Annotated in this window: 11 protein-coding genes; 5 read left to right on the top strand and 6 right to left on the bottom strand. The window is 66.6% G+C overall.

Going from position 1 to position 13,482, the window contains the following annotated elements; translation table 11 throughout:
• Nucleotides 1–80: 80 nt before the first annotated feature.
• The 5 genes from C7I84_RS23675 to C7I84_RS23655 form a co-directional block, all read right to left on the bottom strand.
• On the bottom strand, nt 81–380 hold the full coding sequence (locus tag C7I84_RS23675; protein WP_106774690.1) for a DUF982 domain-containing protein: 300 nt from the start codon (nt 378–380) through the stop codon (nt 81–83).
• Between the two features lie 113 nt (nt 381–493).
• A complete protein-coding gene (locus C7I84_RS23670) occupies nt 494–796 on the bottom strand; it encodes a DUF982 domain-containing protein (protein WP_106774689.1) in 303 nt (100 codons plus the stop codon).
• Nucleotides 797–1,215: 419 nt separating this feature from the next.
• Complete coding sequence (locus C7I84_RS23665) at nt 1,216–1,479, bottom strand: hypothetical protein (protein WP_106774688.1); 264 nt, start codon at nt 1,477–1,479, stop codon at nt 1,216–1,218.
• Between the two features lie 104 nt (nt 1,480–1,583).
• Nucleotides 1,584–4,094, bottom strand: coding sequence for a mechanosensitive ion channel family protein (locus tag C7I84_RS23660; protein WP_106774705.1), 2,511 nt, complete (start codon nt 4,092–4,094; stop codon nt 1,584–1,586).
• A gap of 166 nt (nt 4,095–4,260) precedes the next feature.
• Complete coding sequence (locus tag C7I84_RS23655; RefSeq protein ID WP_106774687.1) at nt 4,261–4,971, bottom strand: nitroreductase; 711 nt, start codon at nt 4,969–4,971, stop codon at nt 4,261–4,263.
• Between the two features lie 164 nt (nt 4,972–5,135).
• On the opposite strand from C7I84_RS23655, the gene C7I84_RS23650 reads away from it, so the two are divergent.
• The 5 genes from C7I84_RS23650 (at nt 5,136) to C7I84_RS23630 (ending at nt 12,699) form a co-directional block, all read left to right on the top strand.
• Nucleotides 5,136–5,717, top strand: coding sequence for a helix-turn-helix domain-containing protein (locus C7I84_RS23650; protein ID WP_245428584.1), 582 nt, complete (start codon nt 5,136–5,138; stop codon nt 5,715–5,717).
• Between the two features lie 63 nt (nt 5,718–5,780).
• Nucleotides 5,781–8,234 carry a GcvT family protein gene (locus tag C7I84_RS23645; protein ID WP_106774686.1) on the top strand — a complete coding sequence of 818 codons (2,454 nt, stop codon included), beginning with the start codon at nt 5,781–5,783 and terminating at the stop codon, nt 8,232–8,234.
• 2 nt (nt 8,235–8,236) lie between these two features.
• The gene (locus tag C7I84_RS23640; RefSeq protein ID WP_106774685.1) at nt 8,237–8,923 is read left to right on the top strand and encodes an HAD-IA family hydrolase; all 687 of its coding nucleotides are present in this window, start codon (nt 8,237–8,239) and stop codon (nt 8,921–8,923) included.
• Between the two features lies 1 nt (nt 8,924).
• A complete protein-coding gene (locus C7I84_RS23635) occupies nt 8,925–10,106 on the top strand; it encodes a pyridoxal phosphate-dependent aminotransferase (protein ID WP_106774684.1) in 1,182 nt (393 codons plus the stop codon).
• Between the two features lie 148 nt (nt 10,107–10,254).
• Nucleotides 10,255–12,699 carry a GcvT family protein gene (locus C7I84_RS23630; RefSeq protein WP_106774683.1) on the top strand — a complete coding sequence of 815 codons (2,445 nt, stop codon included), beginning with the start codon at nt 10,255–10,257 and terminating at the stop codon, nt 12,697–12,699.
• A gap of 40 nt (nt 12,700–12,739) precedes the next feature.
• Here C7I84_RS23630 and C7I84_RS23625 read toward each other — a convergent pair whose 3' ends face one another.
• Complete coding sequence (locus tag C7I84_RS23625; RefSeq protein ID WP_106774682.1) at nt 12,740–13,375, bottom strand: LysE family translocator; 636 nt, start codon at nt 13,373–13,375, stop codon at nt 12,740–12,742.
• Nucleotides 13,376–13,482: the final 107 nt, after the last annotated feature.

Here is a 13,482-nt window from a genome sequence, read left to right as displayed (position 1 = left end):
TTAGCAGAAGTCTTTGACGCAAAGGCTGGAATGCCTTTCTCCGGCGCGCCAGTAAGCCCCGTGTTTCGATCCAACGCCTACTAAGCGAACCCAGCATATCCGCGAGCCACAGGTTTCACTGAAATGATCGGGGAAACCTCGGGCCACAGGATGCCCGCCGTCTCTGCGAACTGAACGAAGGCCTCTCGCGCGGCCTCCGGCGATATCTCACCGGCCCGAGCGGCGGCACATGCCTTGGCTGCCGCCCCATAGCTCATCCGGCGCTGGGAAGGTGGCCACTCGGTAAGGAACTCATGCATGTCGCTCAGCGAGCGGATGTCACGCTTGTGGCAACCCATTATCGCTACCGCGACGGGGGTGATGGACGACAAGTCGAGCATCGTGGCCTCTCGGATTTTGTTGGTGAGAAGGCCGACGCCAGTCGGCCTCCGATGGGGAACACCCGGGAACGCGCCGGAGCAACTTTGGTTGCACGCAGCGCCTGACCTGCACGTCAGGCCGGCACGCCGCCTCGGCCTTCCCGGGGTGCCGTCATCCACGGCATGACGGGCGTCTCGTTTTCGAGGATTTTCGTCATGCGCGCCCAGCCCTCAAAGGCCTTGCGCGCGGCGTCGAGTGGATAGTGGCCGTCCCAGGCCGCACAGCAGGCACGCCGCGCGGTTTCGTAGATCGTCCCGCGCCGGTTCTCCGGCCAGTCTTCGAGAAAGTAGAGGGCGTCCTGCAGATCGGCGATCTCCTGGACGAGGTAGGTTCCGTTTCGAACGTAAATCGGGCGGTCGAAACGCTTGTCGGGCATCACGTCCTCCAGTCTTTACAGCGTCTGTTGAAACAGCAAACCGGCCGAAGGTGCGCAGCGCACCGGCCGGCGGCACAAGATTTGAGAACGGCTGCACCGACTTTCAAGAGGCAGAAACCACACAGCTTTTCGCTGTTAATTGGACGTCCCGCACACTCGCTCGCCGTCCAGGACGCCGACGGGTCCGGTAGCCCCTATGCGGCGATCAAGTTCGCCTTGATGTCGCCGGCCTACGCCTATCCGAGGCGGCTTTCGTGGTGATGTGAGGCGGCCGAACGCGGCTATCGCTTGCAGCATCGGGCCTTGCCGTTCGACTGCACCGGCCACACCGCCGGAATGCGTCCGCAAGGCGAACCTCAGACGAAAACGGGGCAATGCCGCTGGCATCGCCCCGTTCGAAGTCCGGGTTGGCAGATAGGCTACTTGATCTTCGCCACGCCGCCAGAAATCTCGATCGTTTCCGTGCCGGTCAGCGCCTCGCGGTCGCCGTTGGGCAGGGTGACGAAGCAGCCGGAGCTGCAGAATTCGACCGTCTCGCCGGCGGCCAGCGACAGTTCGGACCTGCTGCCGCCCTCGGTGACGATCAGCGTGCGCGGCTCGGCGTCGAGATTGACGGCGCTGGCCGCATGCGCCGCGTTGCCCAGGGTCAGAAGGCAGGCAGCTGCGACGACAAGATGCTTCATGGCTTTCCGGTGTTTCCACCGCCTCTGTGCAGGTCCGGGGCACTCCGCCCCTTTCGTGAACAGTCTATAAGGGAGCGAAGCTGAACGCCAACTGAATGACACGTTCATGCCATATTTGCCCCGCCGTCGTCCTCGGTCGGGTCCGGCTTGCTGCGCCGCCGCCGGCGCCCGGCGGGCTTCAGCCTTTCCGCCTCGCGCCGCTTCAGCTCGTCCGCCAGCTCGGCCTCGGCCTTCTCGTCGTCTTCGGGCCAGCGCGGCTTGGGCGTCAGGTCGGGCGGCACCTGCGCCGGAACCGCGATCGGGATGCCCTCGCGCTGGAACGCCTCCAGAATGGCGAAGCGCAGGTCGTTCTGCACGCCGCCGCCATTGGTGACGTCGGCCAGAAACACCCGCATCTCGAAATTCATCGAAGTCGGCGCAAAGGCGGTGAAGGCGACGAACGGCTCGGGGTTCTTCAGCACCAGCGGATGGCCGGCGGCCAGGTCGAGCAGCAGCGCATGCGCCTTGCGCGCGTCCACGCCGAAGGCGACGGCAACAGGGATGTCGACGCGCCCCAGCTTGTTGCGGTGCGTCCAGTTGCCGACCGCGCCGTTGATCAGCTCGGAGTTGGGCAGGATGACGGTCTGGCGCTGGAACGTCTCGATCTCGGTGGCGCGCACGGAAATCTTCTTGACGGTGCCCGACACCGCGCCGGCCACCACCCAGTCGCCGGCCTTGAACGGCCGCTCGGCCAGCAGGATCAGGCCCGACACGAAGTTCGACACGACGTTCTGCAGGCCGAAGCCGATGCCGAGCGACAGGCCGCCGGCGATCAGCGCAAGGTTGGAGAAGTCGATGCCGGCAGCGGACAGGCCGATCAGCCCCGCCACCGCCAGGCCGGCATAGCCGACAACCGTGCGGATCGAGTTGCGCACGCCGGTGTCGACGCGGCCGCGCGCCATCACCGAGCCGTCCAGCCAGCCCTGGAACCAGCGCGTCAGGATGAAGCCGAGGGCGAAGACCAGCAGGCCCCAGAGGATGCCGGTCAGCGACAGGGTGAAGGAGCCGATCTGGATACCGGTGGCGATCCGGTACATCCAGGCCACGATGTCGGCCGGCTGAAAACCCCACTGGAACAGGATCAGCGGCAGGCCGACGACCACCACGACGACGTTGATGAGGATGCTGACCACCAGGCTGACCTGGTCCAGCGCCGCGTCGTCGAGCTTGAACCAGCGCTGGAAGCGCTGCCCCATCGCCGTACCGGAAAAGGCCCCCTCCTCCGAAACCGCGCGCGACGACAAGAAGCCGATATACATGGTCGCCAGCACCGCGCCGGTCCACACCACCTGCTGCGAGATGAAGCGGGCAAGGCCGATATAGCCGAGCAGGGCGGCGACGATCGTCATCAGCCCGACGGCATAGAGGGTGAAGCGCACCGTCGGCGGCCAGGCGCGCGGGCGCCCGTCGTCGCCGACGAAAGGACGCACCAGCCCGCTCATGACGACGAGCAGGCCGATCAGCACCGTCGCCACCAGGGCTTCGCCCACCGTCAGCGACACCGGTGCGTTCAGGGTCTCGTAGACGACGCTGAGCAGGAAATCCAAGCCGCTGAAGGCGGCCATCGCCGACATGATCCACAGGAGCTTGGACGCGGCGTTCGACTGGACGGGGATCAGCCGCCACTCCGGCAGCCGCGGCGACAGGACGGCGCTGCCCAGCCGGTGCACGAAGAACACCAGGCCGATCACGCCGAACAGCGCCGCCAGCATCGGCCGGATGTCGCCGCGCAGCACCTGGAAATAGTCGAAGAAGAAAAAGGTGGCGCCGAGGAAAACCCAGAGCGCGGCCGATGGCAGCAGCGTCGACCAGAACGCCACCGACAGCCGGCTGAGATAGCTCGGCTCCTGCCGGTCGGGATCGGGCTCGATGAGATGGCCGAACATGCGCCGGCCGCCGAGCAGAAGCACGGCGGCCGCGGCGAGAGCCAGGAGCGTCGCGCCGAGCACCGAGCTCAGCTTGAAGTTGGTGACGAAGCGCAGCCACGCCGACACAGAGCGATAGACGCTGCCGCTGGTCTCGTGAAAGGCGCCTGATACCTCGCTCATCAGCGTCCAGTTGATGTCGTAGCGCCGCGTCAGCAGGCGGGAGAACAGGTCGCGGCGTATCTCGGTGATGCGCGTGATCAGGTTGTTGACGCGGATCGACAGATCCTCGGCGGTGCCGAGCGTGGCGTTGATCTCGGCCTTTTCGGCGGTGAGCGACTGCCGCTCGGCGGTCACGATTTCCGATTCGGGCGGGGCGCCGTCCACCGGCGGCGGACCAAGCCGCTCGATCCGGTCGTTGATCTCGGCCAGGCGCGGACGGAAGGCGACGCTGCTGTCGATCAGGTCGCGCGCGACCTCCTCGAGCTGCAGCCTGATCTCGACCAGCCGCACGTCGTCCTCGGCGTTGGCGTCGATGCGCTTCTCGAGGTCGTTGGTGCTCTTGGCCAGCCCGTCGATGGCGGCGCGCTGCTGGCTCACCAGCGAGGAACCCGGCGCGGCCGGCTGCTGGGCCGTCGCCACGGCAGGCGCCAGCGCCACAAGCACGGCGAGCAGCAAGGCAAGACAGGATCGGAGAATGGTTCTCGGCATGTCGGAGCTGGAAGCCGGTCCGAAAAATGGCGTGCGCATCGTGGCCGAGTGATAAAGCGCCACCGCCTGCGCGGCAAGCCGAGGCCGTCCCGATCCGTTCATGCGGCGCGAGCGCCTGCCCGCGGCCACAGGCCAGGCCGCAAGCCTCGACCCGCGTCCCGGTCCTTCAGGGATGGAAGGTCACCCATTCCTCGAGCGGCGCCCGCTCGGTCCTGAGGTCGTTCTCCGGTTTGGACGTGTCCTCGTAGCCGAGCGCCATGCCGCACACCACGACTTCTTCCGGGGTGATGCCGAGCACCGGCCGTATCTGGTTGTGATAGGGCGCGAAGGCTGCCTGCGGACAGGTGTGCAGTCCCCTGCCCCGCGCCGCGATCATGATGTTCTCCAGGAACATGCCGTAATCGACCCACGAGCCCTTGTTGAGGCGGCGATCGATGGTGAAGATCATGCCGACCGGTGCGTCGAAGAAGATGAAGTTGCGGTCGTGCTGCTCGCGCATGCGCTCGACCTCGCGCCGGGCGATGCCGAGATGGCCGTAGAGGTCGAAGCCGACCTTGCGGCGGCGCGACAGATAGGGCTCGAAGAACTGGTCGGGATAGTAGCGGTATTCGTCCCACACCGCCTTCTCGGCGCGGACCCCGGAGTTGAGGATAGCTTCGGCGATCCTCCGCTTGGTCTCGCCCTGGGTGACATAGACCCGCCATGGCTGCATGTTGGTGCCCGAGGGGGCACGCGCCGCCACCTCCAATATGTCGCGGATCACCGTTTCGTCGACCGGCGTCAGCAGGAAGGCACGCACCGAGCGCCGCGACAGAATCGCCTCGTCGACAATGGCCGCTTCGTCGAAGTCTCCGGTCTTGTTGTCCGGTGCCAGCATGCGTGGTCCTTTCCTCACCGCGCGGTACAGGCGCTCCCTCCATCGCAGCCCGACCCAGCGTTTGCACGACACCGCCCGATCGCGCAAGCGGAACGTCAAGGATATGAAATCGTACTTGATTTTTTCATGACAGTATCGTGTATGAAATTTCCGAGGATTTTTTCATGAACGCACCCTTCGAAGCGGCACCGCAGGGCGGCTCCATGCTGGCGCGCGACATCCGCGCCCTGCGCAAGGCGCGCGGCATGACGCTTGCCGATACGGCGGCGCGGCTCGACCGGTCGGTGGGCTGGCTGTCGCAGGTCGAGCGCGGGCTGTCGCAGCCGTCGCTCGGCGATCTGCGCGCACTGGCGAACGTCTTCTCCGTGCCGCTCGGCCTTTTCTTCGCCCATGACACCCCGCGCCCCGAGGAGCGCGGCGTGATCGTGCGGGCCGGCTCGCGCCGGGCGCTTGGCACAAGCGAATCAGGCCTGGTGGAGGAGCTTCTGTCGCCCGATCTCGGCGGTAGTTTCGAGCTGATCCGCTCGGAGTTCGCGCCCGGCGCGGAGCTTGTGGAGGAGGCGCGCCGCGACACCGAGGAGGCAGGCTATGTCGTCTGCGGCCGCTTCGACATCGAGATCGGCGGCACCTGGCACAGTCTCGGCGAGGGCGACAGTTTCCGCTTCAAGGGAAAACCCTTCCGCTGGCGCAACCCGGGCAGCGTGCCCGCGGTCGTCATCTGGGCGGTATCGCCGCCAGTATATTGAGATCAGCGATGCCTGACCAGCAGACGGACCAAACCATCCACGTCGACCCGAGGAGCCAAGCCGATGCCTGACCTCCCCTCCCATGCCCGCGTGGTCATCATCGGCGGCGGCGCCGTCGGCGTCTCGGCGCTTTACCACCTCGCCAAGGCCGGCTGGACCGATTGCGTGCTCCTGGAAAAGAACGAGCTCACCTCCGGCTCGACGTGGCATGCCGCCGGCAACGTGCCGACCTTCTCCTCCTCCTGGTCGCTGATGAACATGCAGCGTTATTCCGCCTCGCTTTATCGCGGCCTGGCGGACGAAGTCGGCTACCCCATGAACTACCACGTCACCGGCTCGCTGCGGCTGGCGCACGGGCGCGAGCGCATGCGCGAGTTCCAGCGTGCAAAAGGCATGGGCCGCTACCAGGGCATGGAAATAGACGTGGTCGGCCCCGACGAGATCAAGGCGCGCTACCCCTTCATCGAGACGCACGACCTCGCCGGCGCGCTCTACGATCCGAATGACGGCGACATCGATCCTGCCCAGCTTACCCAGGCCCTGGCCAAGGGCGCGCGCGACATGGGCCAGAAGATCGTTCGCTTCTGCCCGGTCGCTGGCGCGCGCCGTGAAAACGGCGAGTGGGTGATCTCCACCGCGCAGGGCGACATACGTTCGGAATACGTCGTCAACGCCGCCGGCTACCGCGCGCAGGAGGTCGGAAAGATGTTCGGCCGTGACGTGCCGATGATGGTGATGAGCCACCAGTACATATTGTTCGAGGAGATCCCCGAACTCGCCGCATGGACGAAGGAAAACGGCAAAAAACTGCCGCTGCTGCGCGACGTCGACACGTCCTATTACCTGCGCCAGGAAAAAGGCGGCATGAACCTCGGTCCCTACGAGAGAAACTGCCGCGCCCACTGGGTCGGCCACAACGACCCGATGCCGGACGATTTTTCCTTCCAGCTCTTCCCCGACGATCTCGACCGGCTGGAATGGTACCTGAACGACGCCATCGCCCGCGTACCCATCCTCGGCACGGCCGGCCTGTCGAAAGTCATCAACGGCCCGATCCCCTACGCGCCGGACGGCAACCCGCTGATCGGCCCGATGCCCGGCGTTCCCAACGCCTTCGAGGCCTGCGTCTTCACCTTCGGCATCGCCCAGGCCGGCGGCGCCGGAAAAGTTCTGGCCGAATGGGTGACCGAAGGTCAAACCGAATGGGACATGTGGTCCTGCGACCCGCGCCGCTTCACCGCCTTCGCCGCCGACAAGGATTATTGCGTCGCCAAGGGGCTCGAAATCTACGGCAACGAATACGCCATCCATTTTCCGCGCCACGCCTGGCCGGCGGGCCGGGACCAAAAGCTGTCGCCGATCCATGACCGCATCGCCGCGCTTGGCGCCCAGTTCAACGCCTACAACGGCTGGGAGCGCGCCACCTGGTATGCGCAGCCCGGCGACGACGTGTCGGAGGAATCCACCCAGACCTTCGACCGCGCCGGCCCGTGGGAAAGGCGCATTCGCGGGGAATGCCTTGCCGTGCGCGACGCCGCCGGCATTTTGGACCTGCCGGGCTTCTCGCGCTTCCGCCTGCAAGGTTCTGGCGCGCGCGACTGGCTGTCCGGCCTGACCACCGGCATCGTGCCGAAACCCGGCCGCATCGGCCTTGCCTATTTCGCCGACGACAAGGGCCGCATCGTCACCGAAATGTCGATCATGGCGCTGGACGAGGATTTTTTCTTCCTGATCACCGCCGCGGTCGCGCAGAACCACGACTTTGAGTGGCTGACGAAGAATCTGCCGCAATCTCATGAGATGACGCTGGCCGACGTCACCGAGAACTTCGCCTGCCAGATTCTTACCGGCCCCAAATCGCGCGAAATTCTCGCCGAACTCACCGACGCCGACCTGGCAAAACCCTGGCTGTCGCACCAGTCCTGCCAGATCGCGGGCCGCTGGCTGCAACTGGTGCGCGTCTCTTTTGCCGGAGAACTCGGCTGGGAGCTGCACACCAAGGTCGAGGACACGCCGGCCGTCTTCGATGCCGTCTGGGCCGCCGGCCAGAAGCACGGGCTGAAACCCTTCGGCATGTTCGCGCTGGATTCGCTCCGGCTGGAAAAGGGCTACCGCGCCTGGAAGGGCGACCTGTCGACCGACTATTCGGTGCTGCAAGGCGGGCTTGAGCGTTTCGTCAAATGGGACAAGCCGGAATTCACCGGCCGGGCCGCCCTGCTCAACGAGAAGCAGCGGGGCGTGACGAAAAAATTCGTCACGCTGACGCTGGACGATCCCGGCCCCTGCGACGCGCCCACCATGTCCACCCTCTGGCACGACGGAAAGATCGTCGGCGAGACGACCTCGGGAGGCTGGGGCTATCGCGTGGAAAAATCGATCGCGCTGGGCATGCTGCGCGCCGACCTGGCCGTTCCCGGCACGAAGGTCGAGGTGGAGATTTTCGGCGACCGCTTTTCCGCCACGGTCCAACAGGACAAGCCGCTGTGGGACACCGACAATCTGAGGATTCGAGCGTAAAAATGACCCTGCCCTTTCCCGACCGCGCCTTTGGCGCCTTCCTGTTCGACATGGACGGCACGCTGCTGAGCTCCATCGCCGCCGCCGAGCGCGTCTGGGCGGCCTGGGCGACGCGCCACGGCCTCGACGTCGCCGCCTTCCTGCCGACCATCCACGGCGTGCGCGCCGTCGAGACCATTCGTGCCCTCGACCTGCCTGGCATCGACCTCCATGCCGAGGTCGCCGCCCTCACCCAAGCCGAACTCGACGACGTCGACGGCATCGAATCGATCGCCGGTGCCGCCGCCTTCCTCGCCGCGCTGCCCGCGGACCGCTGGGCGATCGTCACCTCGGCGCCGCGCCAGCTGGCGATCCGCCGGCTGGAGGCTGCCGGCATTCCGCTGCCGCCGCTGATGGTGGCAGGCGAGGACGTGACCAATGGCAAGCCGGCGCCCGATTGCTTCCTGCTTGCCGCCGAACGGCTCGGGCAGAAGCCGCAGGACTGCCTCGTCTTCGAGGACGCGCCCGCCGGCATCCGCGCCGCCGAGGCGGCCGGGGCGCGGGTGGTGGTCGTCACCGCCACGCATTCGCACCGCTTCGAGACCGCGCATCCGACGATCCCGGGCTATGCGGCACTGGCGCCGCTGACCGACGCCGCGGGACGGCTGACGATCTCCGGCCTTGCTGGCCGGGCGGCGCAGGGTGCCTGACATGCCGAAGCCGTCGTCCCGTATCACCGGCATCATTCCCTCCGGCAGGGATGGCTGGGAGCTGCATTTCGCCGCCATGAACCGCAAGCAGGCGGGCGAGCCGGTCATCATGCTGTCGGTCGGCGACCACGATTTCGACACGCCGACGGAGACGGTGGAGGCCTGCGTGGAGGCGGTGCGCGGCGGTTTCCACCACTACACGCAGCTTCCCGGCATACCCGGCCTGCGCGCCGCCATGGCGAAGGTCTCGACCGAGGCGACCGGCGTGCCGACGAGCGTCGACCAGGTCATAGCGACGCCGGGCGGGCAGGCCGCGCTCTATTCCGCCGTGCAGGCCGTGCTCGACCCCGGCACCCACGCCATCGTCGTGGCGCCATACTACGCCACCTACCCCGGCACGTTCCGCGCCGCCGGGGCGGACTTCACCGTGGTCGAGACGCATGCCGAGACTGGTTTCCAGCCGCAGCCGGCGACGATCGAGGCGGCGGTCAGGGAAAACACCCGCGCCATCCTCATCAACACGCCAAACAATCCGACCGGCGCCATCTACTCGAGAAAATCGCTGGAAGGCATCGCCGACATCTGCCGCCGCCACGATCTCTGGCTGCTGTCGGACGAGGTCTACTGGACGCTGGGCGGCGGCGGGCATGTCTCGCCGCGTTCGCTCCCGGGCATGGCCGAACGCACGCTGGTCATCAACTCCATGTCGAAGAGCCACGGCATGACCGGCTGGCGCATCGGCTGGCTTGCCGGCCCGGCCGAGCTCATCCGGCTCGCCATCGATTTGAACCTCGTCACCACCTACGGCCTCACCGACTTCGTCTCGCGCGCCGCCACGCAGGCGCTGGAAAACCGCTTCGGGGTGGCCGAGATCGCCGCCCGCTACGACGCCCGGCGGAAGACGTTCCTGGCGGAGATGGCCGGCCTCAACCGCATCACCGTGCGCGGCTCCGAGGGCGGCATGTACGTCATGCTCGACGTGCGCAACGTCGAGCCCGACTGCGAGGCATTCGCCTGGGCCTTGCTCGACGCCGAAAAGGTCGCGGTCATGCCTGGCTCTTCCTTCGGCGACGCCGCCGCCGGCCATATCCGCATCAGCCTCTGCCAGCCCGAACCCGTGCTTGCCGACGCCGCCGCTCGGCTGAAGCGCTTCGTCGCCAATTACCGGAGGAAAGCGGCGTGATGTCAGCGCATAGTGCACCCCCACCCCTTGCCCCTCCCCTCAAGGGGGAGGGGGTTTCTGCAACGTTGGCGACCCCCTCCCCCTTGAGGGGAGGGGTAAGGGGTGGGGGTAACGTCGCTCCAAGGAAAGCATTCGGGGAGCGACCCGCATGACCACCCTTCCGCAAAAGGCCCGCGTGGTCATCATCGGCGGCGGCGTCGCCGGCTGCTCGATGGCCTATCATCTGGCGAAGCTCGGCTGGACCGACATCCTGCTGCTCGAGCGCAAGCAGCTGACCTCCGGCACCACCTGGCATGCGGCGGGGCTCATAGGTCAGTTGCGCGCCACCGCCAACATGACGCGGCTCGCCAAATACACGGCCGACCTCTACGTCAGGCTGGAAGAGGAGACGGGCGTCGCCACCGGCATGAGCCAGTGCGGCTCGATCTCGGTGGCGCTGACGTCCGAGCGCAAGGAAGAGCTCTACCGCAACGCCTCGATGGCGCGCGCCCGCGGCGTCGACGTCGAGGAAATCTCGCCGACCGAGGCAAAAGCGCGCTATCCGCATCTGGAGATCGGCGACGTTGTCGGCGCGCTCTACATCCCCAGGGACGGCCAGGGCGACCCTGCCAACATCACCCAGGCGCTCGCCAGGGGCGCACGCATGCTGGGCGCAAAAATCGTCGAGCAGGCCAAGGTCACCGCCATCCACCAGGACAAGGGCCGCGTCACCGGCGTCACCGCTGTCTTCGAAGGCAAAGCCACGACGATCGCCTGCGAGCACGTCGTCAACTGCGCCGGCATGTGGGCGCATGGCATCGGCGCCATGGCCGGCGTACCGGTGCCGCTGCATGCCTGCGAGCATTTTTATATCGTCACCGAGCCGATCCCCGGGCTGGAGCGGCTGCCGGTGCTGCGCGTGCCGGACGAGTGCGCCTACTACAAGGAGGACGCCGGAAAAATCCTGCTCGGCGCCTTCGAGCCGGTGGCGAAGCCCTGGGGCATGGACGGCATTCCGGAGGATTTCTGCTTCGACCAGTTGCCGGAGGATTTCGACCATTTCGAGCCGATCCTCGAAAAGGCGGTGAAGCGCTTTCCGCTGCTTGCCGAGACCGGCATCCATACCTTCTTCAACGGTCCCGAGAGCTTTACCCCAGACGACCGCTACTATCTCGGCGAGGCCCCTCAACTGCGTAATTTCTGGGTCGCCTGCGGCTTCAACTCCATCGGCATCCAGTCTTCCGGCGGCGCCGGCATGGCGCTGGCGCAGTGGATGCAGGACGGCGAGCCGCCCTTCGACCTTTGGGACGTCGACATCCGCCGCGTCCAGCCGTTCCAGGCCAACAGGACCTATCTCTACCGCCGCTCGGTCGAGACGCTCGGCCTGCTCTATGCCGACCATTTCCCCTATCGCCAGATGGCGTCCGCGCGGGGTGTCAGGCGCTCGCCGCTGCACGAGCATCTGAAGGCGCGCGGCGCCGTCTTCGGCGAGGTCGCCGGCTGGGAGCGCGCCAACTGGTTCGCAAGGCAGGGCCAGGAGCGCGAATACCGCTATTCGTGGAAACGGCAGAACTGGTTCGACAACCAGCGCGACGAACATCTTTCGGTGCGCAACGGCGTCGGCCTGTTCGACATGTCCTCGTTCGGAAAGATCCGCGTCGAGGGCCGCGACGCGCTGTCCTTCCTGCAAAGACTCTGCGCCAACGATATGGACGTGCCGGCGGGAAAAATCGTCTACACGCAGATGCTCAACGAGCGTGGCGGTATCGAAAGCGACTTGACCGTCAGCCGCCTGTCGGAAACCGCCTTCCTGGCAGTTGTACCGGGCGCGACCTTGCAGCGCGACCTCGCCTGGCTGCGCCGCCACCTCGCCGACGCGTTCGTGGTCATCACCGATGTGACGGCGGGCGAAAGCGTGCTCTGCCTGATGGGGCCGCGCGCGCGCGACGTGATCCAAAAAGTCAGCCCGAACGATTTTTCGAACGAAAGAAATCCGTTCGGCACGTGGCAGAACATCGAGATCGGCATGGGCGAGGCGCGCGCCCACCGCGTCACCTATGTCGGCGAACTCGGCTGGGAGCTTTACGTCTCCACCGACCAGGCCGCCCATGTCTTCGAGGCGATCGAGCAAGCCGGCGCGGATTTAGGGCTAAAACTCTGCGGCCTGCACACGCTGGATTCCTGCCGCATCGAAAAGGCGTTCCGGCATTTCGGCCACGACATCACCGACGAGGACCATGTGCTGGAAGCCGGCCTCGGCTTCGCGGTGAAGACCTCGAAACCGGGCTTCATCGGACGCGACGCGGTGCTGCGCAAGAAGGAGGCCGGGCTGGAGCGCCGCATGGTGCAGTTCCGGCTCACCGACCCGCAGCCGCTCGTCTTCCACAACGAGGCGATCGTGCGCGACGGAACGATCGTCGGCACGATCACGTCAGGCAATTACGGCCACCACCTCGGCGGCGCCATCGGCATGGGTTATGTGCCCTGCCCCGGCGAGGCCGAGACGGAGGTTCTGGCTTCGTCCTACGCGATCGAGATCGCCGGAGAACGGTTTGCGGCGGAGGCTTCGCTGAGGCCGATGTACGATCCGAAGGCGGAGCGGGTGCGGATGTGAGGCTGCCGTTTCCTGCCGGCCGCCCCTGCCCCGCGGCGACCTACGGGCCGGCGCGGCGATAGAGCGCCAGCGATCCCGCAAGCGCCAACAAGGCACCGCCGCAGAGCCGGTCGAGCCAGCGCGTGACCGATCCCTTCAGGACCCGCGCCGCCTGCGCGCCGAGCAGCGCGTACCCTGACATGACCAGAAAATCGACAGTGGCGAAGACCAGCGCCAGCGCGACGTACTGCGAAAACTGCGGCGCCGCCGGATCGACGAATTGCGGCAGGAAGGCCGAGAAGAACAGGTAGCCCTTGGGATTCGTCACCGCGACCAGGAAACATTTGGCGAACAGCGAGCGCGCCGACGCCTTGCCGGCGGCAGCCGCCTCGCCCTGCAAGCTGCCGAGCGTCCCGCTCGATCGCAGCATCATGATGCCGAGGAAGGCGAGATAGGCGACGCCGACCCACTTCACCACCGAGAACCAGAACTCCGAGGCCGCCAGCAGCGCGCCAAGCCCCAGCCCGACGGCGCCGATCAGCACGAAGTCGGACAGCACGGCACCGGCCATGCCCGGCAGCGCCGAGCGCACGCCGAAACGCGAACCGTTGGAGAAGGCGAGCAGCACCGTCGGCCCCGGCGTGGCGATGCCGATGAAGGCGACCAGGGCGAAGGCGGCGAGCGTCAGGTCGGGCATGGCGGCGGTCGCTCCGGAGCTTGAACGACAGGAATGGAAGCAGGTTCGCGGCGAAGGGGCAAGGGTGTCGAAGGCGAGGCTCCACGAACCCGGGCGGACGCCGGCTC

The sequence above is a fragment of the Kumtagia ephedrae genome (assembly GCF_003012745.1).
GTDB lineage: Bacteria > Pseudomonadota > Alphaproteobacteria > Rhizobiales > Rhizobiaceae > Kumtagia > Kumtagia ephedrae.
The sequence above is the reverse complement of the archived record's forward strand: the minus strand, read 5'-3'. Positions and strand labels throughout refer to the sequence as shown.